The sequence below is a fragment of the Pseudomonas sp. DSP3-2-3 genome (genome assembly GCF_049898225.1).
GTDB lineage: Bacteria > Pseudomonadota > Gammaproteobacteria > Pseudomonadales > Pseudomonadaceae > Aquipseudomonas.
Map to the genome: position 1 here is coordinate 110,772 of NZ_JAFCXH010000001.1, position 25,114 is coordinate 135,885.

A 25,114-nucleotide genomic window follows, 5' to 3' on the forward strand; every position below is an offset into this window, starting at 1 on the left:
ACTAAATAGATGAATTTCTCGCAATTTTTTATCTCGCGACCGATCTTCGCGGCAGTTTTGTCGCTGATGATCTTGATCGCTGGCGCCATCTCGCTGTTCCAGTTACCCATCAGTGAATACCCCGAAGTCGTGCCGCCCACTGTGGTGGTGCGCGCCAACTTCCCGGGTGCCAACCCGAAAGTGATCGGTGAAACCGTCGCAGCACCGCTTGAGCAGGCCATTACCGGTGTCGAGAACATGTTGTACATGTCTTCGCAATCCACCGCTGACGGTAAGATCACCCTGACGATCACCTTCGCGCTGGGCACCGATCTGGACAACGCCCAGGTGCAGGTGCAAAACCGAGTGACCCGGACCGAACCGAAACTTCCCGAGGAAGTGACGCGCATCGGCATCACCGTGGACAAGGCCTCGCCCGATCTGACGATGGTGGTCCACTTGACCTCGCCGGACAAACGCTACGACATGCTCTACCTGTCCAACTACGCCATCCTTAATATCAAGGATGAGTTGGCCCGCCTTGGTGGCGTAGGTGATGTGCAATTGTTCGGCATGGGCGATTACTCGCTGCGAGTCTGGCTGGATCCGAACAAGACCGCTTCGCGCAATATCACCGCAACCGACGTGGTCAATGCGATTCGCGAACAGAACCGTCAGGTAGCTGCCGGCCAGCTGGGTGCGCCGCCCTCGCCGTCTGCGACCAGCTTCCAGATGTCGATCAATACCCAGGGCCGTCTGGTCAGTGAAGAGGAGTTCGAGAACATCGTGATCCGCGCTGGCGCGGATGGCGAAATCACTCGCCTGCGTGATGTTGCGCGGATCGAGCTGGGCTCCAACCAATACGCCTTGCGTTCGCTGCTGGATAATCAGCCCGCCGTCGCAATTCCGATCTTCCAGCGCCCTGGCTCCAACGCCATCGACATCTCCAACGATGTTCGCGCGAAGATGGCCGAGCTGAAAAAAGGCTTCCCGCAAGGGATGGATTACGCCATCGCCTATGACCCGACGGTGTTCGTCCGGGGTTCTATCGAAGCAGTGATTCATACGCTGTTTGAAGCACTGATTCTGGTGGTTCTGGTGGTGATCCTGTTCCTGCAGACCTGGCGGGCGTCGATCATCCCCTTGGTGGCGGTCCCGGTTTCCCTGATCGGCACCTTTGCCGTGATGCACCTGTTTGGCTTCTCGCTGAATGCGTTGTCGCTATTCGGCCTGGTGCTGGCCATCGGGATCGTGGTCGATGATGCCATCGTGGTGGTGGAAAACGTCGAGCGAAATATCGAATTGGGGCACAACCCCGTCGAAGCGACCAAACGCGCCATGCGTGAAGTCACCGGGCCGATCATTGCCACGGCGCTGGTACTCTGCGCGGTATTTGTGCCGGCAGCCTTTATTTCCGGCTTGACCGGGCAGTTCTATAAGCAGTTTGCATTGACGATCGCGATTTCGACCGTGATCTCGGCTTTCAACTCACTGACGTTGTCACCGGCATTGTCTGCAGTGCTCCTCAAGGCTCACGACGCTCCCAAGGACCGCTTTTCAAAATTCCTCGATCGAATCTTTGGCGGATGGCTGTTCAAGCCTTTCAACCGAGTATTTGAACGGGCCAGCAAGAGCTACGTAGGTGTTGTCGGGCGCGTGATCCGTGGCAGTGGTATCGCGCTGATTCTCTACGCAGGATTGATGGTGCTGACCTATTTTGGTTTTGCTACCACGCCAACCGGTTTCGTGCCGCCGCAGGACAAGCAATATCTGGTGGCCTTCGCGCAACTTCCAGACGCTGCGAGCCTTGACCGCACTGAAGATGTCATCAAGCGCATGTCCGATATCGCCCTGAAACAGGACGGCGTTGAGGCCGCGATTGCCTTCCCTGGCCTGTCGATCAATGGATTCACCAACAGCCCGAACGCAGGCATCGTGTTTGTGACCCTGAAGCCGTTCGACCAACGCAAGGACGCCAGCCAGTCCGCCGGCGCAATTGCCGGGGCGCTGAATGGCAAGTACGGCGCCATTCAGGACGCGTACATGGCGATCTTCCCGCCGCCACCGGTACAAGGTCTGGGCACCATCGGCGGGTTCCGTCTGCAGATCGAAGACCGGGGCAACCTGGGTTACGACGAGCTGTACAAAGAAACCATGAACGTGATTACCAAGAGCCACAACGTTCCCGAGTTGGCAGCCTTGTTCACCAGCTACACCGTCAACGTGCCACAAGTCGATGCAGCTATCGATCGTGAAAAAGCCAAAACCCATGGGGTTGCCATCAGCGACATCTTCGACACCCTGCAGGTTTACATGGGTTCGCTGTATGCCAACGACTTCAACCGCTTCGGTCGTACCTATCAGGTCAACGTTCAGGCAGAACAACAGTTCCGTCAGGATGCCGATCAGATCGGTCAGCTCAAAGTCCGCAACAATCTGGGCGAGATGGTCCCGCTGGCAACCTTCATCAATGTGACAAACACCGCTGGCCCGGATCGGGTCATGCATTACAACGGCTTTATCACTGCTGAAATCAACGGTGCCGCAGCGCCGGGCTACAGCTCGGGCCAGGCTCAGGCAGCCATGGAAAAACTGCTCAAGGATGAACTGCCAAACGGCATGACGTACGAATGGACCGAGATTACCTATCAGCAAATCCTGTCCGGTAACACGGCGCTGTTGGTGTTCCCGCTCTGCGTACTGCTGGCGTTCCTGGTGCTGGCGGCTCAATACGAAAGCTGGAGCTTGCCGCTGGCGGTGATCCTGATCGTGCCAATGACCCTGTTGTCGGCCATTACCGGGGTGATTCTGACTGGCAGCGACAACAATATCTTTACCCAGATCGGATTGATCGTGCTGGTGGGGCTTGCCTGTAAGAACGCGATTCTGATCGTGGAGTTCGCCAAGGACAAACAAAGCGAAGGCATGACGCCACTGGCTGCGGTCCTGGAAGCCTGCCGCCTGCGGTTGCGCCCGATTCTGATGACCTCCTTCGCGTTCATCATGGGCGTTGTGCCTCTGGTGTTCTCCAGCGGTGCCGGTGCAGAAATGCGCCACGCCATGGGTGTCGCGGTGTTCTCCGGGATGCTGGGTGTGACCTTCTTCGGCCTGCTGCTGACGCCAGTGTTCTACGTGCTGATCCGCAACTTTGTTGAACGTAAAGAAACCCGCAAGGCTGAGAAGGCTCTGAAGCTGGAGACGCATCAATGAGCGTAAAACTGTTTCTACCGAGCCTGCTGGTTCTGGCCCTGGCCGCCTGCGCAGTCGGACCGGACTACAAAGCGCCCGATACGGCCCCGGCCAAAGTCGCGGCAGCCGCTCAGGGCAGCTACGATCGCAGTCATCTGGATACCATCTGGTGGCAGCAATTCGATGACCCGACCCTGAATAAACTGGTGGCTCAGTCGATCAACGGCAACCGCGAACTGCGTGTTGCCTTCGCCCGACTCAAGGCCGCCCGCGCCATCCGCGATGACGTCAGCAACGATGCCATGCCGGTCATCACCAGCCGGGTCAGCAGTGACCAGGCCAAAGGGCAACAACCGGGCATCACCGAGCAGCGCGTACACAGCGAACGTTATGACCTGGGTCTGGACATGGCCTGGGAGATCGACTTGTTCGGGCGTATCCAGCGTCAACTGGAAGCCAGCACCGCCGATCAGGACGTCGCCGAAGCCAATTTGTACGACCTGCAAGTCACCCTGACTGCCGAAGTGGTCGATGCCTATGGCCAGTTGCGTGGCGCGCAGCTTCGCGAGCGCATCGCCCGTGACAACCTCAAGAACCAGCAGGACTCGCGAGGCGTAACAGCGCAACTGCGTGATGCTGGCGTGGGCAACGAGCTGGATGTGGTGCGCGCCGATGCGCGGCTGGCGGCAGTGGAAGCTTCAGTGCCACAACTGCAGGCCGAGCAGGTTCGGCAGCGGAACCGGATCGCCACCTTGCTGGGTGAGCGGCCGGAGACCCTCAGTGTCGACTTGAGCCCGTCGAAGCTGCCCGCCATTTCCAAGCAGCTGGCTATCGGTGATCCAACCCAGGTGCTGCGTCATCGTCCTGATGTCTGGGCCGCCGAGCGTCAACTGGCCTCCTCTACCGCACGAATCGGCGTGGAAACCGCGGATTTGTTCCCGAGAGTCAGCCTCAGCGGTTTTCTGGGCTTCACCGCCGGACGCGGCTCGCAGATCGGTTCTTCGGCCGCCAAGGCCTGGGCTTTAGGGCCTAGCATTACCTGGGCTGCCTTCGATCTGGGCAGTGTACGAGCGCGCATTCGCGGTGCCGATGCCGACGCCGAAGGCGCGCTGGCCAACTACGAGCAACAAGTGCTGCTGGCTCTGGAGGAGTCGGAAAACGCCTTCAGCGACTACGACAAACGCCAGCAACGCTTGCTCTCAATCATTCGCCAAAGCGAGTCGAGTCGCGCGGCGGCGAATCTGGCCTCGATTCAGTACCGCGAAGGCACTGCTGACTTCCTGGTCCTTCTCGATGCCGAACGCGAGCGCCTGTCTGCCGAGGATTCCCAGGCACAAGCCGAAATCGACTTGTACCGCGGCATCGTCGCGATTTACAAGGCAATGGGCGGCGGTTGGCAGCCTCGGGCCTGATCTGATGCCAGTTAGCTGAATAGCTACAGGCGAAAGCCCCGCGACTGTTCGGTCGCGGGGCTTTTTTATGCTCCGCCGTTTGACAGTCAGCGATCACTCCCCGAAGCTGCAACCCGACATGACTTGGATACCGGTATGCCCAAATCGCCTTTACCAGGTTCTTCCTCTCAGGTAACCGCTCGACATCGCTGGCTGAAAAGAGGCGCATTTGCCCTTCTGTCGGTCCTGCTGATTCTTGGATTTCTCGCTTGGCGCAACGCGCCGTCGAACAACGTCTCGGCCCCGCTGGCTCACACCTACGCCGAAGCCCTCGAACAAGCGCACAACGGCAAACCAGGCGCCGCTCGCGTGCTCTATCAGCAACTGGCAAGAACCGACCTGTCGGATATCCGCCGCGCCAGTCTGTTGGCCGAACTTGGCAATTACCCCAGTCCTAATGCCCTGAAGCTGGTCGATGCCGACTTGCACAACGACTCACCGTTGGTGCGCCAGGCAGCTATTACAGTTGTCACGACGATGGCTTCATCCAGCCAACGCAGCTTGTTGCTTGGCCCATTACTGGATGATGCGGAGCCAGCGGTAAGATTCAGCGCAATCCGCGCCCTGCTCGGGCTTTCTCCCGATGATCTGGGACTGTATTACGCAGCACTGGAAAAAAGCGCCGAAGACTATGCGGTGACATTAAAAACCGAACCACCCAGCGTCGCCAATCAACTGCAACTGGCGCGACTGTCCATGCATCAGGGCCAACCGGCCCAAGCCCTGGCCAGCGTGCAGCAAGCATTGAGCCTTGAACCGGAAAACCTGGACGCCGCTTTGGCGCAGATCGAGCTGGTCGACAAGCAAGGGCAGACCGACAAGGCGCGCCAACTGTTCCGGCAGCTCCTGGAGCGGCACCCACAATCTTCGCGGCTGCAACATGCCCTGGGAATGTGGCTGCTGCAGCACGACCAGACCGAATTCGCGCTATTGGGGCTGGCCAAGGCTTTGGAACTGGAACCGGAAAACAACGATTACCGTTATGACCTGGCGGTTGCCCTTCATGATCTGGACCAATTGGAGGCAGCGCAAAAACAATTGATCGAAATTCTCAAGCGTCAGCCAGGAAACCGACGCGCAAGGGTGTTGCTGATCAATTACTGGAAAGAGAACGGCCAATTACAGATGGTCCAGGTGCTTTTGGCCGAGCTGGAGCAGCAGAATCCAGACGATCCAGTCTTGCAGCAAGGCTTGTAGTGCGGTGGAAATCAAGCCGGGAATGGCCGCTCGCTTTTTTCCCGGCGACCTCTAATATCAGAAATTACTTACGTCTTGCTTCACGCAATAACACAAGATTGGGTAAAAACCAGCAACTCCTCATCGGTCGTTCTTATACTTAATTATCTCTGGACTATTTTCTAACTCAAAAAAAACGTGCATGATTTACACGCAACCGATGCAACTACCCTCTCTTCGGGACGGGACTGAAGGCCAGCTTTGTGTTCATCAACGTACTGTGCACCTGGTCCCAGGGTAATGGTCTCGCGAGCGAGTCAGCCAACCGCTTTTTCCAGATGCGCTGTTGGCGGGTTACAGCCACTACACTGTCGGAGTATGTTATTTGTCTAGACTTGCCGAGTTTCGAGCAGCAGAAAAAGCCCTTCAAGAGCAGCTGGCACAGCTGGAATCCTTGAAGAACGATGCCGGACTAAAAAAGGAGATTGAATTCGAGCAGAAACTCCAGGGCTTGATGAGCAGCTATGACAAGGGCCTGCGTGACATCATCGCAATCCTCGACCCTAGAGGTTCTTCAGCCCAGGCCGCCCCTGCCGGGCCCAAGCGTCGCCGGGCTCGAGTGATCAAGGTTTATCAGAACCCGCATACGGGTGAACTGATCGAGACCAAAGGTGGAAATCATCGCGGCCTGAAGTCCTGGAAAGAGCAATACGGTATTGATACCGTCGATTCATGGCTTCGCGCTTGAGCGAAACCAATGAATATAAAAAGCCCTGCCCTGCAGGGCTTTTTTATTGACGTCAATGAATAGTATCGAATACATCAGCGGCATCGAGTACAGCAAGCAGCGCTAAAGAGCGTTCAAATTCGTTCAACACCGTTTCATTATGTTAGAACTATCGTATTAGCACCTTGGGATATCTGCCCCCCTATTTAGGGATCATTGCCGGACGCAAAATACCGCTTCAGACATTTTTAAATATCTGTTCGTTATGAGCGTCGGCCTGATAGAAACCCAAGATATAAAAATAAAAACTGTCAGTTGCTTCGTTCTAATCTGTCGGAAACTTCTGATTTTTTAGCATGCCCTCATCCGAATTTTGAACGAATGGTTCACGAATTTTTCACACCCGATATCTCAGGATAGAGGCTGCTAAAGGATTAGCGCCCCAATGCCCGCTTCGGCGGGCTTCTTTTTGCCTGAAATTTGTCTCCGCAGCGCTTAGTGACTGCCATTGAGGCGCACGCCATCGCGGATCCGCTGGGCTTCTTCCCTGGTCGCCGCATAACCTTCAGCTGAACCTGCGTAGGACAGCGACCAGGCCATGTCCTTGCTGGCTGCCGCAACCAACGTTTGAGTCATCACATGCACCCCGTTCTGGGTAATCGTGCATGTCGTCTCCAGCGCGGGTATCTGGCTCAGGGTGCCCTGGCGGGTTCGGGTACAAACGCTTTGGAATCCACTGCGGGCAAACATCACCTGAATAGCCTTGCGCATTTCCAGCAAAACACCCTCCACGTTCACCTGATGACCGGCTACCAGAGTCGATTGCGTCAACTCCATGACCATCATCGGATTGCCTACCTGATCGTTCTTGACCGCGCGTTGTCTTATCTGCACAGCGGGCTTGCCGCTGGCGTCTGCTTCGGGAGGCATGGACTCAATCTGCCATCCTTCAGGCCAGGTGATCATGGCATCGTTCGCCTGAACGAAGCCTGAAGCCAACAACAGGCAAAGGCCCGCTATTGATACGCGGTATAACCGGATAAACATGATGGCCGTTTTCCACAAGGCATGAGCCGGAAAGTCTGACGCGCAACGCCAGTCTGAACAAGAGCGGCGACGGCCTATCCATCGGGCATTTGGCAATCAGGCGACACGCCCCGTATCATTTAACCCATTGCGAACATTCAATCGGAGCTATCCATGAGCCTGCAAGCACTCAACACCTTTCCCGGCGTGACAGCCGAGCCGGAAGCCGCGACTCAGCAATTCGTGTTCAACCACACCATGCTGCGCGTGAAAGACATCACCGCATCACTGGATTTCTACACCCGGGTGCTGGGCTTCAGCCTGGTGGAAAAACGCGATTTCCCTGAGGCCGAATTCAGCCTGTACTTCCTGGCACTGGTGAACAAGGCCCAGATCCCGGCCGACGATGCGCAACGCAATCAGTGGATGAAGTCGATCCCCGGCATCCTGGAACTGACCCACAACCACGGGACTGAAAACGATCCGGCGTTCGCCTATCACAACGGCAATACCGATCCGCGCGGTTTCGGGCATATCTGCATCTCAGTGCCAGACGTTCACGTTGCCTGCGAACGCTTCGAGACATTAGGTGTGGATTTCCAGAAACGCCTGGCTGACGGCCGTATGAACAGCCTCGCTTTCATCAAAGACCCGGACGGCTACTGGGTTGAAATCATTCAGCCAACGCCGCTGTGATGAGTTGATGCAAAAAAAGGCCTCATGATCGCTCATGAGGCCTTTTTTGTTGCCCGTGTCTATCAGGCGGGCGCGGACGTGCGGATCAAGTGATCGAAGGCGCTGAGAGATGCCTTGGCGCCCTCACCCAGAGCAATGATGATCTGCTTGTAAGGCGTCGTGGTTACGTCGCCAGCAGCGAAAATACCTGGGATCGACGTCTCGCCGCGAGAGTCGACAACGATTTCGCCCCGTGGCGACAGCTCGATGGTGCCTTTGAGCCAATCGGTGTTGGGCAGCAAACCGATCTGCACGAAGATACCTTCAAGGGCGACGGTCACTTCTTCGCCGTTCAAACGATTCTTGTAGCGCAGACCGTTGACCTTCAGCTCATCGCCGGTGACTTCCGACGTTTGCGCATTGGTGATGACCGTCACGTTCGGCAGGCTGTGCAATTTGCGTTGCAGAACAGCGTCGGCGCGCAGTTGCACGTCGAATTCCAGCAGTGTCACGTGGCTGACGATACCGGCCAGATCGATTGCCGCTTCAACGCCGGAGTTACCGCCACCGATCACCGCAACACGTTTGCCTTTGAACAGCGGGCCGTCGCAGTGCGGGCAATACGCTACGCCCTTGTTGCGATATTGCTGCTCGCCTGGGACATTCATCTCCCTCCAGCGTGCACCCGTTGCCAGGATCACGGTCTTGGTCTTGAGGCTCGCGCCGCCGGCGAATTTCACTTCATGCAATGCGCCGTCCGTGCCGGGAATCAGCTGCTCGGCGCGTTGCAGGTTCATGATGTCGACTTCGTATTGCTTGACGTGTTCCTCAAGGGCTACGGCCAGTTTCGGGCCTTCGGTGTGTTGGACCGAGATGAAGTTTTCAATGGCCATGGTGTCCAGCACCTGACCACCGAAACGCTCTGCCGCGACGCCGGTACGAATGCCTTTGCGGGCGGCATAAACGGCTGCAGCGGAACCCGCTGGACCACCGCCGACGACCAATACGTCGAAGGCTTCTTTCGCGTTCAGTTTTGCCGCCTGCCGATCGCCAGCGCCGGTATCGATTTTGGCGAGAATTTCTTCCAGGCCCATGCGGCCCTGGCCAAACAGCTCGCCGTTCAGATAAATGCTCGGTACCGACATGACATGCCGGTCAGTGACTTCGTCCTGAAACAACGCACCGTCGATGGCGACGTGATGCACGTTCGGGTTGAGCACGGCCAGCAGGTTCAGGGCCTGGACGACGTCCGGGCAGTTCTGGCAGGACTGAGAAAAATAGGTTTCGAACCGGAACTCGCCTTGCAGCGAGCGAGCCTGTTCGATGGCTTCGGCACTGGCTTTGGACGGATAGCCGCCGACTTGCAGCAGCGCCAGCACCAGCGAGGTAAATTCGTGACCCATCGGGATGCCGGCGAAACGCAGGCTGATGTTTTTCCCGGGGCTGTTGAGCGAGAACGACGGAGTGCGCACGTCGGTGCCGCTATCATTCAGGGTAATGTCTTTCGAAACGCTGATCACGTCGTTAAGCAGTGCCAGCATTTCCTTGGATTTCGCGCCGTCATCAAGGGACGCGACGATCTCGATCGGTTGTGTGACCCGTTCCAGGTACGACTTCAACTGGGCTTTAAGATTGGCGTCCAACATGCGGGCGATTTCCATTTTAAGAGGGTAGAAAAAACAACGCCCAGGCGATGGTCGCCCGGGCGTTTTTTAGGGGCGATGCGGTTTACTTGCTCAAGAGCTCATGGCCCCCAGCCGAATCATCGACTTAGATCTTGCCAACCAGGTCCAGGGACGGAGCCAGAGTAGCCTCGCCTTCTTTCCATTTGGCTGGGCAAACTTCGCCTGGGTGGGCGGCAACGTATTGAGCAGCTTTGACTTTGCGCAGCAGCTCGGTAGCGTCACGGCCAACACCGCCGTCGTTCAGCTCAACGATTTTGATCTGGCCTTCCGGGTTGATCACGAAGGTGCCACGGTCAGCAAGACCTGCTTCTTCGATCAGCACATCGAAGTTACGCGACAGCAGGTGAGTCGGGTCGCCGATCAGTGGGTACTGGATCTTGCCAATGGCTGGCGAGGTGTTGTGCCATGCAGCGTGTGCGAAATGGGTGTCAGTGGACACGCCGTAGATTTCTACGCCCAATTTTTTGAACTCGGCGTAGTTGTCAGCCAGGTCTTCCAGCTCGGTCGGGCATACAAAAGTGAAGTCGGCTGGGTAGAAGAACACGACAGACCACTTGCCTTTAAAGTCAGCTTCAGAGACGTCGACGAACGCGCCGTTCTGGAATGCAGTGGCTTTGAACGGTTTTACTTGGCTGTTGATGATAGGCATCGGTGAATCTCCTGATGGGTTTTGAATTCGATGAAGTGGAGCTTACGCACAATCGTTGGCATGAGCTCATTGGCAAAGCTCATGCTCCTGATTGCTTTTCACTATAAGAGATCTTTATTAATAGACGAAATTTGCATTAGGTTTTCTTCCCGGCTGGCGAACGGCGTGGCTTCGAGATAGCGCATCGCTGATTTCATGTCCTTCCAGCCCACATAGCTCATCAGCGACTTGAGGTCCCAGCCATTGTGATGAGCCCAGGTTGCAAAACCGCGACGCAGTGAATGGCTCGTGTACAGCTCGGCCGCCACGCCCGCCCGCTCCATCGCCTGACGCAGCAACGCAATGATGCTGTTGGCGTGCAGCGGCTCTTCACTGAGGTTGCCCCAGCGATCAATCCCGCGAAACACCGGACCGCGCACCAGCGCCGAACAGTTGATCCACTCCACGTACGCCTGCACCGGGCACAGACGCTGCAAGGCCGGCGTCTGGTAGCGCTTGCCCAGATTGTCTCGATCGCCTTTGCTGCGCGCAAGATACAGCGTGATGCCCGAACCCGCTGTCGCCTGCACATCCTGAATCTGGACGCGGCACAGCTCATCGCTGCGAAAGCCGCGCCAGAACCCCAGCAGAATCAGCGCGCTGTCTCGTCGACTACGCAGTAGCCGCGGACGATCACCCTCGGCTGCCGCTTGAGCGGCATCGTTCTCCAGCCACAGCGCGACCCGTTCCAGATGCTGCAATTGCAGCGGCTCGGCCTGCTTTTCCTGAGCCGGGTGCAAGGCGCGAATGCCCTTCAGTACTTTTCGTACTACCGGAGCCTTGGTTGGGTCGGCAAAACCCTGGCTGTTATGCCACTGGGCCAGCGCCGAGAGTCGTAGCTTCAAGGTGTTGACTGACAGTGAGCCAGCATAGGTCGCAAGGTAACGAGCCACGGCTTCGCTGGTGGCAGGCAGGAACCCACCCCAGGTCACTTCAAAATGCTCGATGGCCGACCGATAGCTGCGTCGGGTGTTATCCCGCGTCGCGGCCTCGATATAGCGGTCGATGTCACTCATGGCTGCTCCTTGCGTACTCGTTTCAAGCGTCTTGACGGCCAGTAATGTACTGACGCGGGATAATACGCCAATATCCCGTGTTGTATTTACGGAAATTAGCAAATTTCCATTTGTTGTTATAGTATGTAATTACAGGGTACATACCACAGTACGTAATCGTAGGAGGCAACATGGCGCGCGGCGGTGTAAACAAGGCAACAGTGCAGACAGCACGGCTGGCGCTTATCGCCCGTGGTGAGCACCCAAGCATCGATGCAGTACGCGTCGAAATGGGCAATACCGGTTCGAAAACCACCATTCACCGATACCTGAAAGAGCTGGATGAAACCGATCTGCGTCGTGGCGCGCCTCAGGAAACGATTGGCGATGAGCTGGCCGAACTGGTCGCCCGCCTCGCTCAGCGCCTGCAGGAACAGGCGCAGGAACGCATCGATCAGGCGCAGACAGCCTTCGATACCCAGCAGCAGGTACTGCAAGATGAGTTGGATACCACCAGAAAGGCGCTGAGCGATTCAGATCAGCGTTGCGCCGAGCAGATCCAGAAGATCAATCAGCAAACCGCTACGCTGCTCGACACGCGCGAGCAATTGCAGGGCCAGCAAACCGAGAATGCGCGGCTTCAACAAGCCAGTCAGGACATGGCGACGCGCCTTGAAGACAAGGACGGACAAATCCGCTCGCTGGAAGAAAAACACCTGCACGCCCGCGATGCCCTGGAGCATTACCGCAACTCGGTGAAAGAGCAGCGTGATCAGGAGCAACGACGCCACGAAGGCCAGGTGCAGCAAGTACAAATGGAGTTGCGCGAGGCCCAGCAAAACGCACTTGTTCGGCAGGAGGAAATCACTCAGCTCAACCGCGCCAATGAGCGGCTGCTGACTGAAAGCCGTAGTACGTCTCGCGAACTGGACACGCACAAAGATCAGCTGGCCCGACTGACCCTTCAGGCCAACAGTGCGTCCGAGCAACTACAACAAGCGCAGACCCAGCGGGCGCTGCTGGAGGAGCGCCTGCGCGCCAATCATGAAGAAGTCGGCGAACTGAAGCAGCGTCTGACCGATCAGGAGCAACAAGGCCGGGTGCTGGAATTGATTCTGATCAAAACCGAGCTGGCGCTGGATAATCTGCGCAAGGATCTGGCGTCAACTGACGAGGAAGCCCCGCCGCCGGCTCAAGCGTGAACCGGCATGCGCCCTTCGATCATTTTGCGAACCCGCAGCGCAAGCTCATCGACACTGAATGGCTTGGCCAACATGTCCATCCCCGGGTCGAGAAAATCACTTCGATTCTCAGCGCTGGGCGCGTACCCGGTAATAAACAGCACTTGCAATGCAGGACGCTGTTGTCGAGCGATCTCGGCAAGCTGTCGGCCATTCATGCCAGGCAGGCCCACGTCGGTGATCAGCAGATCGATTCGCTCGGGGCCTTGCAACATGGGCAAGGCCGCCTTGGCATCACTGGCCTCAAGAGTTGAGTAACCCAGCTCGCGCAACACATCAATCACCAGCATCCTGACAGCATCTTCGTCTTCAACGACCAGCACGCGTTCGCCCTCGACAGCTCGGGGCGAATGGGCCGCTCCCGCCTCTGCCACATCCCGCACAGCTTCCTTGACCTTGCATGGCAAGTAGAGATTGATGCGCGTGCCTCGCCCCTCAGCGCTGTCGATCACCACGTGGCCGCCCGCTTGTTTGATAAAGCCATAAACCATGGACAAGCCGAGGCCGGTGCCCTGCCCTATGGGCTTGGTCGTGAAGAAGGGATCAAAAGCGCGCTCGATAACGTCTGCAGCCATCCCGCAGCCAGTGTCTTCAATACTGAGTTGCACATAGTCGCCGGGACTGACCAGGCCCTGCGGGGCGCGAATGTCGACGTTGCGACTGCGCACGATCAGCTGCCCGCCTTCGGGCATCGCATCCCTGGCATTGATGACCAGGTTCAGCAGCGCGTTTTCCAACTGATGCTCATCGGTATGCGTTTGCCGCAGGTCGCGCTCCAGCTCGATGGACAACTCGATGCTTTCCCCGGTGGTGCGGCGCAACAGTTCTTCCATGGACGTCACCATGTGGTTGACGTCCACGTTGCGATTATTCAGTGATTGTCGGCGCGCGAAGGCCAGTAACCGGTGAGTCAACGCCGCCGCGCGATTGGCGGAAGTCACTGCCACATGAATATAGCGATCAATCTCGCCGACGCGTCCTGCCGCTATTCGACGCTGGATCAGGTCCAGGGCGCCCAGTACACCCGTGAGCATATTGTTGAAATCATGGGCAATCCCGCCCGTCAGCTGGCCGATGGCATCCATTTTTTGCGCGTGACGCAGCGCCTCCTGAGCCTGCTCGCGCTCCGCCATCTCTCTTTGCAGCAGCTCGTTGATGGAGGCCAGCTCGCGCGTTCGCTCGGCAACCCGGCACTCAAGACTTTCATTGAGCTCACGCAACGCCTCTTCGGCATTCACCTGAGCGGTGATGTCGGTATTGGTCCCCAGCCAATGGGTAATGTGACCTTCCTCATCACGCATTGGCAGCGCGCGGGAGAGAAACCAGCTGTAGGTGCCATCTTTGCCTCGCAGCGGGAATGTGTCTTCCCAGATCGAACCGGTGGCAAAGCAATGCGCCGAGCGGGCGGTGACTCGCTCCACGTGATCAGGATGATGCACCGACCGCCAACCCAGAGCCTGCATGGCTTCAAGGGACGAGCCGGTGTAGGCGTACCAGCGCTCGTTGTACCAATAGACATTGCCCGCCGAATCAGCAGTCCAGGCCAGCTGACTCATGTTGTCAGCCAGCATACGGAATTGTCGTTCGCTTTCACGCAATGCATCTATCTTGCGCATAGTTTCTTCGTCTTGCTCGGCAGAGTGCAGCGGCAGCACTGCCCAAGGGTGATTTCTGCTCAATGGCCGGGTCCTTCCAGAAATATAGGGTGTTCCCGAGCTTCATCCTGAATCTCGGGTTGACGCGTATTGGTGTTGATCAGGCTTGCTTGGGGGCGACCGGAGTACGCATTGTCACAAACTCTTCTGCCAGGGTCGGATGCACGCCAATGGTGTCGTCGAATATGCGCTTGGTCGCGCCGGCCTTCAACGCGATTGCCAGACTCTGGACAATCTCACCGGCATCCGGACCGACCATATGGCACCCCAGAACCTTGTCGGTAGTGGCATCGACCACCAACTTCATCAGGGTGCGCTCTTGATTGTCAGTCAGGGTCAGCTTCATCGGCCGGAAGCGGCTTTCGAAGATCTGCACGTCGTGCCCAGCCTTGCGCGCGTCTTCCTCGGTGAGACCAACCGTACCGATGTTCGGCAGGCTGAATACCGCAGTCGGAATGTGCGAGTAATCCACCGGCCGAAACTGCTCAGGTTGAAACAGGCGACGCGCCACCGCCATGCCTTCGGCCAGGGCAACCGGCGTGAGCTGCACACGACCGATCACATCACCAATCGCCAGGATTGAGGGTTCGCTGGTTTGATAGTTTTCGTCGACGTCGACGAAGCCGTCCTCGTTGAGCTTGACGTCCACTGTTTCCAGGCCAAGGTCGTCGAGCATCGGCCTGCGGCCGGTGGCATAGAACACGCAATCGGTGTTCAAGGAACTGCCATCTTCAAGATGCGCTTGCAGTGTGCCATCGGCGAGTTTTTCGATACGCTCGATATTCGTGTTGAAACGAACCTCCATGCCGCGCTTGATCAGCTCTTCGTGCAAGTGCGTACGTACGCTGCCATCGAAGCCGCGCAGGAACAGCTCGCCGCGATACATCAGCGTGGTGTCGGCGCCCAAGCCATGGAAAATCGAAGCGAACTCCACCGCAATGTAACCACCTCCGACCACGACGATGCGCTTGGGCAGTTCTTTTAGAAAGAAAGCTTCGTTGGAATTGATCGCGTGCTCGCGGCCCGGAATGTCGGGCATTTGCGGCCAGCCGCCGGTGGCGATGAGGATATGTTCGGCGCTGTAGGTCTGACCGTTGATCGTCACCTGGTTCGGGCCGGTCAGCTTTGCGTGGCCTTCAAGCAGCGTCACGCCGCTGTTGACCAGCAGATTGCGGTAGATGCCGTTGAGGTGATGGATCTGCTTGTCTTTGTTGGCAATCAGTGTGGACCAGTTGAAGCCCGGTTCGCCGCTGGTCCAGCCAAAGCTCTTGGCTTGCTCGAAGTCTTCCGCGTAATGGGCGCCATAGACCAGAAACTTCTTGGGCACACAGCCGACATTGACACAGGTACCACCCAGATAACGGCTTTCGGCAACCGCGACACGAGCACCAAATCCTGCTGCAAACCGGCCGGCACGTACGCCACCGGAGCCAGCGCCAATTACAAAGAGGTCGAAATCGTAAGCCATGTGCATCTCCTGAACTGAACGACAGCATAACCGCTTAGCGTTCAGTCAGAAACGACAAAGCCACCCGAAGGTGGCTTTGTCCTACAAGAAAGTCTGAAAGAATCTCAGAGCTTTAGCTGCCTTTCTTGTAGAAATGCTCGAAGCAGAAGTTGGTTGCTTCGATGTAACCTTCAGCGCCGCCGCAGTCAAAGCGCGTGCCTTTGAACTTGTAAGCCAGCACGTTGCCTTCGGCAGCCTGCTTCATCAGGGCGTCGGTGATCTGGATTTCACCGCCTTTGCCCGGCTCTGTCGCTTCGATTTTTTCGAAGATGTCCGGCGTCAGGATGTAACGGCCGATGATCGCCAGGTTGGAAGGCGCATCTTCTGGCTTTGGTTTCTCAACCATGTCAGTCACGCGGAACAGACCAGGCTTGATTTCTTCACCGGCAATAACCCCGTACTTCTGGGTTTCGCTCGGATCAACTTCCTGAATGGCAACGATCGAGCAGCCATAGTGCTTGTGCAGCTTGACCATCTGGGCCAATACACCCTCGCCATCGAGGTTTACACACAAGTCATCGGCCAGGACCACGGCGAACGCTTCGTTACCGATCAGCGGGCGACCACTGAGGATCGCGTGACCCAGGCCTTTCATTTCGGTCTGGCGAGTGTAGGAAAAGCTGCACTCGTCGATCAGGCGACGAATACCGACGAGGTATTTTTCCTTATCGGTGCCTTTGATTTGGTTTTCCAGCTCATAGCTGATGTCGAAATGGTCTTCGAGAGCACGTTTGCCACGACCCGTGACGATGGAGATTTCATTCAGACCTGCATCAAGTGCTTCTTCCACGCCGTATTGGATCAGTGGCTTGTTGACCACCGGCAGCATTTCCTTGGGCATGGCTTTGGTCGCTGGCAAAAAGCGAGTGCCGTAACCGGCTGCTGGGAACAAGCATTTTTTGATCATAAGAGTCCTTGATAAGGGCTGTGGGTGTTTGCGGCGCAGTCTAATCAGGCGGAGGTCACCTTACAATGCCCCGCCGCTGGCCGTTCCGATGCCATGGTAGAGGAATCCCTGAGCAGATAGTTCCGCAAAATCATAGATATTGCGACCATCGAACAGCACCGGCATACGCATTAAAGCTCGTATCCGCGCTAAATCTGGTTGGCGAAACTGCTTCAAATCGGTGACCAGAACAACTGCATCTGCGCCTTCTACACAGCTGTACAACGACCCGTGCAAGCGTAGCTGACGCGTTTGAATTGCGTAGGAATATTGCACTGCAAAAAAGCCGCGTAGTCTCATCGCCACCGCGAGCCTGGGCTTTTGCAGCGCGAACCGATTGCGACCCTGTGACGCGGGGGCGACAGCCAGATAGCAGGGGCTTTATCATGCGCGGCTTGAACACCACTGAACGAGGCAGTTCCGATGTCGGACGTAAAAAGCGTAAACGGGTATCTGATCAAAAAGCTGGACGATGGGCAATGGTGGGTAACCGCCGCCGACGGCGAGTCAATTGCCGGTCCATTTGCCACTGAGAGCTCAGCCATCGAGGTGGCTGCGGTCTTGCAGGATCAGCCCAAGGCTGCACGTCGCCGGTCCACCACCAAGCCTTGATCGCGCTTTGATAGTAAAGTTATCCCAATGATGTCGGAACAATGGCACATTCACTGTGTCGAACCTGCGAACCCAACTTTTCCCCTCTCAGCCTCACCATGAAGCGCAAAAAAACATGATCAGATTTTTGTCCATTATTGCTGTACTGGGCCTTACCGGGTGCGCGACCGCATCTAACACCTACATGAAAAACGGCAAGCAGGGTCTGAGCATTGATTGCTCGGGCGAAGCCATGTCATGGGCCAGCTGTTACGAAAAAGCTGACGCCTCTTGTGCCGGAACAGGTTACGAGATTGTTGGAACCGACGGCACGCCGCAACCCAAGGAAGCTGACAAAACCCTGGGCGTGGACGTCGGCAATTTCAAAAGCCGCAGTGTGCTGGTGGTGTGCAAATAGCTGTTTCTCCAGCCCCGCGACGTAATGTCATGCATGGTGAAGGCCGCCATTCAGCGGCCGGAACGAATCAACCGGAAATACAGGCAGTGGCCGCGCGTTGGACGTCTTTAGGCCGCAGCGGCAAATTCGACAAGCGTTCATAGACCTTGATAGAGCTACCGCCGGAGCGCGTTTCGATATCCAGGATCGCGGCCGGATCTTTATTGAGTTTTTGCGCGACGATCACCCGCAAGCCATCGCGATGCGGCTCAATGGTCGGCGGCTTGCGACTACCCGCGATTTTGCTGACGAAACAATCGGCATATTCCTGCGGATTTTTGCCAGACATCACGTTCATCGTGGCTGGTGTGTGTTCGATGTCCGCGACGGTGGCGCAACCGGTCATCGCGAGGGCCAAAATGACAACACCCAATTTCATACAATCCTCCCAAATAAAAGTGCTACGACAAGCGTGGGGGCGATTAAATCCCGGTTAGGGCACTTTTAGCCAGAAACACTGCAATAAAGTTTCAATCGCCGGGTAATGCCGGGGCTTGCCATGCTATCGTTTTGGTTTTTCGAAAAAAGCCTTACCGTCGGAGACATTCATGAAATTCGTACACCAGCGCGAGCACCTCAACGAAGACGATCTGGTCGTCATCGAGTGCTCCCAGCTCTGCAACATTCGCCTGATGAACGATTCAAACTTCCGCAGTTTCAAAAATGGCGGCCGCCATACCTATCATGGAGGCGCTTTCGACAGATTCCCGGCCAAGATCGCTGCGCCCAGCACTGGCTTCTGGAATATCACCATAGATACGGCCGGTCGCAAGCTGGACACCAATGGCGGGCGCAAAAGCACTTTCACGCACTCGATCAAAATCGTCCGTCGTTCGACCACACGGCTTAGCTGATCACAGTTTTTATCAAGGAGATCTCTTGAATACGCCTGCGACACCGACTACCAAGTTCGCCATCAGCTACAAACTCAACGGCGAACGCCGCTTCGAGTTTGCTCAACTGAGTTCAGCCTCGGTTGACGAAGCGCGTGCGGCACTGGAAAAAATGCACGATCAGAGCGGCGACACTATCTCTGATGTGAAAGTCAGCAAAGCCTTGTAAGCCCTGCCCGCCTGCAAATCATGAAACGCGAAGGCAACACTCCACTGACGTTCGATCTGTTCAGCGATGATCCGCAGCAGCCGGAGCTTGCGGTTGAACAGATCGGGCCTTGCTCCTGGGTATTGCGCAGCTTCGCGACGCCCTGGATCGACCGCATGCTTCCCGCATTGGAGGGCGTGCTGGCCCAGGCACCGTTTCGGCACATGGTTACTCCTGGCGGCTTCACCATGTCTGCCGCACTCAGCAGTTGCGGCAGTTTTGGCTGGACTACCGACCGTCACGGCTATCGCTACAGCGCACTTGACCCACAAACGAGCCAGCCCTGGCCGCCAATACCCGAGGTGCTGATGCAGCTGGCACGCGAAGCCGCAGCGGCCACCGGATTTCCCGACTTCACCCCCGACGCCTGCCTGATCAACCGCTATATTCCGGGCGCGAAAATGTCTCTGCATCAGGACAAGGACGAGCAGGATCTGCAATGGCCGGTGGTATCGCTGTCGTTGGGAATTGCGGCGGTGTTTCTGTTTGGCGGCTTCGAGCGCAAGGACAAGGCACAGCGAATCGTCTTGCAGCACGGCGATGTGGTGGTCTGGGGCGGTGTCGATCGCCTGCGCTTTCACGGTGTGTTGCCGATCAAACCGGCGCTGCATCCGCTGCTGGGCGAGCAGCGGATCAACATAACGTTCAGAAAAGCCAGGTAATCGGGCAACTGAGAGTTATTCGGCAGTGGCAGCCTCGCACATCGCCCTAGCCTTGACCGGGCACATCACGCGGTGCAGGTTCAACGCCGTGTTGATGATGCCAATGTGACTGAACGCCTGGGGAAAATTGCCCAGCATACGCTTGCTGCGCGGGTCGTATTGCTCGGCCAGCAGTCCCACGTCGTTGCATAGGGCGCACAACCGATCGAACAGCTCCCTGGCCTCCTGGCGCCGCCCGAGCAGGACGTAGACGTCCGCCAGCCAGAACGAGCAGACCAGAAAAGTCCCTTCACTGCCGGAAACGCCGTCCGCGCTATGGTCACTGTTGTAACGCAACAGCAAGCCATCCTGCATCAGGCTGCGCTCGATCTGCGCGACTGTCCCGATGACCCGTGGGTCATCAGCCGGTAAAAACCCGGTCAATGCGATCTGCAGCAGGCTGGCGTCCAGCCCCTTGGCGCCGTAGGTCTGGACGAAACTGCCGAGCTCCACATCAAAGCCATTCAGGCATACATCCGCATGTATCTGGTCAGCCACGCTGCGGTAGTGCTGCGCCAATGCCCGGTCGTCGTCGGTGACAGCGGTCTGGGCGATCAGCGACGCGTTGCGGTCAAAGGCGACCCAGGTCATGACTTTGGAATGGGTAAAATGCCGTGGCTCCGCGCGAATCTCCCAGATGCCTTTGTCCGGCATATGCCAAACCTTTTCAAGAAAAGGCATGATGACTTTGGAGATTGCTACGCTGCGCGGCAGGCGTGGCAGGCCACCTTTCAACGCCTGGATCATGGCGTCAGCGACTTCTCCATAGACATCCAGTTGCATTTGCGTCGCCGCCCCGTTGCCGATGCGTACCGGTTTGGAGTTTTCGTAGCCGCTCAGCCAGGGCAGCTCATATTCCGGCAGACGCCTTTCCCCGCCCAAGCCATACATGATCTGAATCTGTTCCGGATTACCGGCCACTGAGCGCAGCAGCCATTCTCGCCAGGCCGACGCCTCCTCGAAGTAGCCCAGGTTCATGAACGCGAGCAGCGTCATGGTTGCATCACGCAGCCAGCAGAACCGGTAGTCCCAGTTGCGTTCGCCGCCCAATTGCTCGGGCAACGAAGTAGTGACCGCCGCGACGATGCCGCCGGTGGGCGCGTAGGTCATGGCTTTGAGGGTGATCAGCGAACGCTTGACCTGCGCAGTCCACTGGCCGACGTCAGGGCAACGATCTGAAAACTCGCGCCAGAAACGCTCGGTGCGCTGCAATTCCCGATCGGTATCAATAGCCGTTTGCAGGGGGTCAGTGGAAGCCTGATGGCTCAATACGAACGTCTCGCGATGGCCCGCCGTGACCCGGAAATCGCAGCCGGTATGGTGATCCAGCGCGTGCAAGGTTTCCGTGGCGCGCAACACCAGCATTTCCGGCCCGGCAATCGCCGTCAGTGTCTCGCCGTCCCTGTTCTCCACCCACGGCACAGTGCTGCCGTAGTCGAAACGGATGGCCAGGTCCATACCAAACGCGACTTCGCCCTCAAGCCCGACCACGGTTCGTACCACGTGACTGCCTTCATCGACAGGCATGAAGTCGATGAGCATGGCTCGACCACTTGCGGTCTGGAACACCGTTTCCAGGATCAAAGTTCCTTCGCGGTAACGACGCTCGGTAAAGATCACCGGCTCTTTTGGCGAGATCTTCCAGCGGCCGTTATCGCTCGAGCCCAGCAAGGCTGCAAAGCACGCAGGCGCATCGAACCTTGGGAAACACAACCAGTCCAGCGAACCATCCCTGGCGACCAGCGCGGCAGTCTTGCAGTTGCCGAGCAATGCGTAGTCTTCGATCAGTGCAGCCATGAAAAGCGTCCGCCATCGTGGAAATGTTGGTGACCTGCGCGCTGCACAACTTGCTTAGCGCGGCAAGATGTAGCGCTCAATCGCTGCTGCGACTCCGTCTTCGAGGTTGCTGCCCGTCACGTGATCCGCCTCTCGGCGCACGCTTTCTTCGCCCTGCCCCATGGCGATCGACAAACCGGCCTGATGGAACATGGCGACATCGTTGCCACCGTCGCCAATGGCCGCCGTCTGCGCGGGCTCGATGCCAAACAGCTCTGCCAGGGTCAACAACGCCTTGCCTTTATTGGCGTCCAGCGCAGTAACGTCCAGATAATACAGCTGGGAACGCGCTGCGAGCGCCAGCCCGGCGATAAGTGGATTGAGCTGCGACTCAAGACGCTTGAGCAGTTCGAAGTCCTTGCTGGCCGCGACGATTTTGTCTACCCGCCCAATGTAGGGTTCGAAGCTCTCGACCTGCACCGGCTCGTAACCCAGGGTCGTGAGTTCGTGGTCGACGTAGTCGCCCGCAGCATCCATCAGGAACCACTGATCGTCGGCAAATACCCATAGCGACACCGGGTAATCGGCAAACAGATTGATGCAGGTGCGTGCCGCCGCCTCGGCTATTCGATAGGCTTTGAGCACGCTGCCGTCAGGGTTGATGATATTGCCGCCGTTGAATGCCACGGAGGGCAGATCGATACCCAAGGCTTCGATCTGCTGGCGCATGGCACGAGGCGGACGACTGCTCGCAACCGTGAAAAGAATGCCGGCTGCCTTGAGCCGGGCAACGGCGTCGACATTGGCCTGACTCAGGCTGTGATCAGGACGCAGGAGTGTGCCATCAATATCGGAAAGCAGAAATTTGATTGGACGCCAAGGTTGTTCAGACATCGATATCCCGCCATTCACGACCATCACGGGCCAGCAAATCATCGGCAGCGGCCGGTCCATCTTCGCCAGCTTTATAAAATTCGACTTGAGGATTTTTCTGCCAGGCATCCAGGAAAGGCTGCACCGCACGCCAGCCGTTTTCAATATTGTCAGCGCGCTGGAAAAGTGTCTGATCACCGGTCAGGCAGTCATAGATCAGTGTTTCGTAACCGGTGGACGGCTGCATTTCGAAGAAGTCTTTATAAGCGAAGCCCAGCTCGATATCTTCCATATCCAGAGTCGGACCTGGTCGTTTGGCGAATAGGTCAAACCACATGCCTTCATTGGGCTGGATCTGGATTCTCAGGAAGTTAGGCTTCAGACGATCCACTTCGGTGTCACGGAACTGCGCATAAGGTGCCGGCTTGAATGAAATAGCGATTTCGGTGCTACGCACGCCCATACGCTTGCCGGTGCGCAGATAAAACGGCACGCCGACCCAACGCCAGTTATCGACCATCACTTTGAGTGCGACGAATGTTTCCGTAGTGCTGTCCGGCTCGACTTTGCTCTCCTGGCGGTAACCAGGGATGACCTTGCCGTCCTTGCTGCTTTCCGCGTACTGGCCGCGCACGGAATTGGTCAAGGCTTCCTGCTCGGACCAGGGACGAATCGCCCCTACCACCTTGGCCTTCTCGCCACGCACCGCATCGGCGCCAAAGGCGGCAGGCGGCTCCATGGCCACCATTGCCAGCAACTGGAACAAGTGATTCGGCACCATGTCCCGCAGCGCGCCGGTGTGCTCGTAAAAACTGCCCCGGGTCTCAACGCCGACGGTTTCAGCCGCGGTGATTTGCACGTGATCGATGTAGTGGTTGTTCCAGAACGACTCGAACAGCCCGTTGGAAAACCGGCTGACAAGGATGTTCTGCACGGTTTCCTTGCCCAGATAGTGATCGATCCGGTAAATCTGCTTCTCGCTCATCACCTTCAGCAAGCAGGCATTCAGCGCGACCGCGCTGGGCAGGTCGGAGCCGAAGGGCTTTTCGATGATGACGCGGCGAAATACCTCATCGCTTTCCACCAGCAATCCCGACGAGCCCAGGCGCTGCGCCACTTCGCTGAAGAAACGCGGTGCTGTCGCCAGATAAAACACTGCATTGCCGGTGCCGGTACTTTCGATTTTGGTTGCGATGTCGGCATAAGTGGAATCGTCGAGAAAATCCCCTTGCACATAGCTGATTCGGCTGGCCAGGCGGCGCCACAATTCCGGATCAAGAGGTTCCTTGCCGCCCTCCGCCACTTTGCCAGCGGCTTCCTGGCGGATGAAATCTTCAAGTTTTTTTGCGAAATCGACATCGCTGATCGCGTTGTGGTCAACGCCGACAATGTGCAGGTTATCGTCGACCAGACCATCGCGGGACAGGTTGTACAGCGCCGGCATCAGCAAGCGCTTGACCAGATCACCATGGGCGCCGAACAGAAACAGGGTCGTAGGCGGCGCCACGGCGGGCGTCTGCTGGGATGAGCTGCGCGACAGCCCCATTATTTTGGCCCCTCCTTGTGGCCGCCGAAGCCGAAGCGCATGGCCGAGAGCAACTTGTCAGCGTACGAGCTTTTCTGCCGCGAGCGAAAACGGGCAAACAGCGCACTGGAAAGCACCGGCACCGGCACGGCCTGCTCCATGGCGGCCTCGATGGTCCAACGGCCTTCGCCGCTGTCAGCCACTGCGCCGGAATAGGCGTCCAATTGTGGATCGGTCGCCAGGGCATCGGCAGTCAGATCAAGCAACCAGGACGAAACCACGCTACCGCGACGCCAAACCTCGGCGATATCAGCCATGTTCAAGTCAAAACGTTGCTCGGCCGGAAGGTTTTCCGAATTCTTCTGTTTGAGAATATCGAAGCCCTCGGCAAAGGCTTGCATCATCCCGTACTCGATGCCGTTGTGGATCATCTTGACGAAGTGCCCCGAACCCGCCGGGCCGGCATGTATGTAGCCACGTTCGGCACGGTCATCCGCAGAATCACGGCCTTTGGTACGTTCTACTGAACCATAGCCCGGAGCCAGGGTTTCGAAAAGCGGGTCCAGGCGACGCACGATATCGTTTTCACCACCGATCATCATGCAGTAACCGCGTTCCAGGCCCCAGACGCCACCTGAAGTGCCGACGTCCACGTAATGCAAGCCTTTGGCAGTCAGGGCCTTGGCGCGGCGCACGTCGTCTTTGTAGAACGTATTGCCGCCGTCAATGATCACGTCGTCAGCGTCAAGCAAGCCGCTCAGAACCTCGATGGTTTCTTCGGTCGGATCGCCAGCCGGAAGCATGACCCAAATGGCCCGTGGCTTATCCATTGCCGCGACCATCGCGGCAAGATCAGCCACAGCCGTCGAGCCTTCTTTGGCCAGCACGCTACGCGATGCTTCATCGCGATCAAACACCACAGTAGTGTGGCCGTTGAGCATCAAACGTCTTGCGATATTGCCGCCCATGCGGCCCAGCCCAACAATTCCAAGTTGCATGTGGCCTTGCTCCTAAAATTTGTAGAAAAAGGTGCCTCAATCCGGCTCACCCGCGGGAGAGCCTCGCATGAGGGGTTAGTCCTGAAAGGTCAGACATCGGTTCCCGTCGACAGTGAAAGCGTGCTTGCAAACTGTCGGATAAAGCCATTCTG

General features: G+C 57.3%; 23 protein-coding genes and 1 pseudogene. 11 read left to right on the top strand and 13 right to left on the bottom strand.

The features are described from left to right. Positions 1 to 9: 9 nt before the first annotated feature. The 4 genes from ACP7E4_RS00490 (at position 10) to ACP7E4_RS00505 (ending at position 6,543) form a co-directional block, all read left to right on the top strand. Positions 10 to 3,189, top strand: coding sequence for an efflux RND transporter permease subunit (locus ACP7E4_RS00490; RefSeq protein ID WP_426110643.1), 3,180 nt, complete (start codon positions 10 to 12; stop codon positions 3,187 to 3,189). Then, the gene (locus ACP7E4_RS00495) at positions 3,186 to 4,580 is read left to right on the top strand and encodes an efflux transporter outer membrane subunit (protein WP_426110645.1); all 1,395 of its coding nucleotides are present in this window, start codon (positions 3,186 to 3,188) and stop codon (positions 4,578 to 4,580) included. Before ACP7E4_RS00490 ends, ACP7E4_RS00495 begins: the two co-directional genes overlap by 4 nt. A 135-nt stretch (positions 4,581 to 4,715) precedes the next feature. Continuing rightward, a complete protein-coding gene (locus ACP7E4_RS00500) occupies positions 4,716 to 5,816 on the top strand; it encodes a tetratricopeptide repeat protein (protein ID WP_426110647.1) in 1,101 nt (366 codons plus the stop codon). Positions 5,817 to 6,180: 364 nt separating this feature from the next. Next, complete coding sequence (locus ACP7E4_RS00505; RefSeq protein WP_044901731.1) at positions 6,181 to 6,543, top strand: histone-like nucleoid-structuring protein, MvaT/MvaU family; 363 nt, start codon at positions 6,181 to 6,183, stop codon at positions 6,541 to 6,543. A gap of 474 nt (positions 6,544 to 7,017) precedes the next feature. Here ACP7E4_RS00505 and ACP7E4_RS00510 read toward each other — a convergent pair whose 3' ends face one another. Beyond that, positions 7,018 to 7,569, bottom strand: a complete 552-nt coding sequence (locus ACP7E4_RS00510; RefSeq protein ID WP_426110649.1) for a DUF4946 domain-containing protein — start codon at positions 7,567 to 7,569, stop codon at positions 7,018 to 7,020. Positions 7,570 to 7,722: 153 nt separating this feature from the next. Here ACP7E4_RS00510 and gloA point away from each other — a divergent pair, with 153 nt between their 5' ends. Then, a complete protein-coding gene (gene gloA, locus ACP7E4_RS00515) occupies positions 7,723 to 8,244 on the top strand; it encodes a lactoylglutathione lyase (RefSeq protein ID WP_426110651.1) in 522 nt (173 codons plus the stop codon). Between the two features lie 62 nt (positions 8,245 to 8,306). On the opposite strand, the gene ahpF is transcribed toward gloA, so the two are convergent. From ahpF to ACP7E4_RS00530, 3 genes are all read right to left on the bottom strand, one after another. After that, positions 8,307 to 9,869, bottom strand: coding sequence for an alkyl hydroperoxide reductase subunit F (ahpF, locus tag ACP7E4_RS00520; RefSeq protein WP_426110653.1), 1,563 nt, complete (start codon positions 9,867 to 9,869; stop codon positions 8,307 to 8,309). 124 nt (positions 9,870 to 9,993) lie between these two features. After that, entirely contained in the window at positions 9,994 to 10,557 is a 564-nt protein-coding gene (gene ahpC / locus ACP7E4_RS00525; protein ID WP_020293898.1) for an alkyl hydroperoxide reductase subunit C, read from the bottom strand. 101 nt (positions 10,558 to 10,658) lie between these two features. Continuing rightward, positions 10,659 to 11,612 carry a site-specific integrase gene (locus ACP7E4_RS00530; protein ID WP_426110655.1) on the bottom strand — a complete coding sequence of 318 codons (954 nt, stop codon included), beginning with the start codon at positions 11,610 to 11,612 and terminating at the stop codon, positions 10,659 to 10,661. Positions 11,613 to 11,782: 170 nt separating this feature from the next. Here ACP7E4_RS00530 and ACP7E4_RS00535 point away from each other — a divergent pair, with 170 nt between their 5' ends. Further along, positions 11,783 to 12,793 carry a DNA-binding protein gene (locus ACP7E4_RS00535; RefSeq protein ID WP_426110657.1) on the top strand — a complete coding sequence of 337 codons (1,011 nt, stop codon included), beginning with the start codon at positions 11,783 to 11,785 and terminating at the stop codon, positions 12,791 to 12,793. Here the strand turns inward: ACP7E4_RS00535 and ACP7E4_RS00540 are convergent. The 4 genes and pseudogenes from ACP7E4_RS00540 to ACP7E4_RS00555 form a co-directional block, all read right to left on the bottom strand. Continuing rightward, positions 12,784 to 14,457 (bottom strand): annotated as a pseudogene (locus ACP7E4_RS00540) (ATP-binding protein); the annotation flags it as partial. The gene ACP7E4_RS00535 and the pseudogene ACP7E4_RS00540 overlap by 10 nt on opposite strands. 130 nt (positions 14,458 to 14,587) lie before the next feature. Beyond that, complete coding sequence (gene gorA, locus ACP7E4_RS00545) at positions 14,588 to 15,955, bottom strand: glutathione-disulfide reductase (protein WP_426110659.1); 1,368 nt, start codon at positions 15,953 to 15,955, stop codon at positions 14,588 to 14,590. A gap of 112 nt (positions 15,956 to 16,067) precedes the next feature. Then, positions 16,068 to 16,901 carry a UTP--glucose-1-phosphate uridylyltransferase GalU gene (galU, locus tag ACP7E4_RS00550; RefSeq protein ID WP_020293893.1) on the bottom strand — a complete coding sequence of 278 codons (834 nt, stop codon included), beginning with the start codon at positions 16,899 to 16,901 and terminating at the stop codon, positions 16,068 to 16,070. A gap of 60 nt (positions 16,902 to 16,961) precedes the next feature. Continuing rightward, complete coding sequence (locus ACP7E4_RS00555) at positions 16,962 to 17,240, bottom strand: UDP binding domain-containing protein (protein WP_426110662.1); 279 nt, start codon at positions 17,238 to 17,240, stop codon at positions 16,962 to 16,964. A 123-nt stretch (positions 17,241 to 17,363) separates the two neighbouring features. Between ACP7E4_RS00555 and ACP7E4_RS00560 the strand changes: the two genes are divergently transcribed. Next, a complete protein-coding gene (locus ACP7E4_RS00560) occupies positions 17,364 to 17,552 on the top strand; it encodes a hypothetical protein (RefSeq protein ID WP_426110664.1) in 189 nt (62 codons plus the stop codon). A gap of 115 nt (positions 17,553 to 17,667) precedes the next feature. Next, positions 17,668 to 17,949, top strand: a complete 282-nt coding sequence (locus ACP7E4_RS00565) for a hypothetical protein (protein ID WP_426110665.1) — start codon at positions 17,668 to 17,670, stop codon at positions 17,947 to 17,949. A gap of 67 nt (positions 17,950 to 18,016) precedes the next feature. Here ACP7E4_RS00565 and ACP7E4_RS00570 read toward each other — a convergent pair whose 3' ends face one another. Then, complete coding sequence (locus tag ACP7E4_RS00570) at positions 18,017 to 18,367, bottom strand: hypothetical protein (RefSeq protein WP_426110667.1); 351 nt, start codon at positions 18,365 to 18,367, stop codon at positions 18,017 to 18,019. A 169-nt stretch (positions 18,368 to 18,536) separates the two neighbouring features. On the opposite strand from ACP7E4_RS00570, the gene ACP7E4_RS00575 reads away from it, so the two are divergent. The 3 genes from ACP7E4_RS00575 to alkB are packed head-to-tail and all read left to right on the top strand — an operon-like array spanning position 18,537 to position 19,751. Further along, positions 18,537 to 18,842 (top strand): DUF1883 domain-containing protein, encoded by a 306-nt coding sequence (locus ACP7E4_RS00575; protein ID WP_020293889.1) that lies wholly within the window; start codon positions 18,537 to 18,539, stop codon positions 18,840 to 18,842. Positions 18,843 to 18,867: 25 nt separating this feature from the next. Further along, positions 18,868 to 19,050, top strand: a complete 183-nt coding sequence (locus tag ACP7E4_RS00580) for a hypothetical protein (protein WP_065835617.1) — start codon at positions 18,868 to 18,870, stop codon at positions 19,048 to 19,050. Between the two features lie 20 nt (positions 19,051 to 19,070). Beyond that, positions 19,071 to 19,751 (top strand): DNA oxidative demethylase AlkB, encoded by a 681-nt coding sequence (alkB, locus tag ACP7E4_RS00585; RefSeq protein WP_426110670.1) that lies wholly within the window; start codon positions 19,071 to 19,073, stop codon positions 19,749 to 19,751. 15 nt (positions 19,752 to 19,766) lie between these two features. Here the strand turns inward: alkB and ACP7E4_RS00590 are convergent, their stop codons facing one another. The 4 genes from ACP7E4_RS00590 to gnd are packed head-to-tail and all read right to left on the bottom strand — an operon-like array spanning position 19,767 to position 24,962. Next, a complete protein-coding gene (locus tag ACP7E4_RS00590; protein WP_426110672.1) occupies positions 19,767 to 21,587 on the bottom strand; it encodes a glycoside hydrolase family 15 protein in 1,821 nt (606 codons plus the stop codon). Between the two features lie 54 nt (positions 21,588 to 21,641). Continuing rightward, a complete protein-coding gene (locus ACP7E4_RS00595; protein WP_426110674.1) occupies positions 21,642 to 22,460 on the bottom strand; it encodes an HAD family hydrolase in 819 nt (272 codons plus the stop codon). Continuing rightward, complete coding sequence (zwf, locus tag ACP7E4_RS00600; protein ID WP_426110676.1) at positions 22,453 to 23,985, bottom strand: glucose-6-phosphate dehydrogenase; 1,533 nt, start codon at positions 23,983 to 23,985, stop codon at positions 22,453 to 22,455. Before zwf ends, ACP7E4_RS00595 begins: the two co-directional genes overlap by 8 nt. Continuing rightward, positions 23,985 to 24,962, bottom strand: a complete 978-nt coding sequence (gnd, locus tag ACP7E4_RS00605) for a phosphogluconate dehydrogenase (NAD(+)-dependent, decarboxylating) (RefSeq protein ID WP_426110678.1) — start codon at positions 24,960 to 24,962, stop codon at positions 23,985 to 23,987. Before gnd ends, zwf begins: the two co-directional genes overlap by 1 nt. Positions 24,963 to 25,114: the final 152 nt, after the last annotated feature.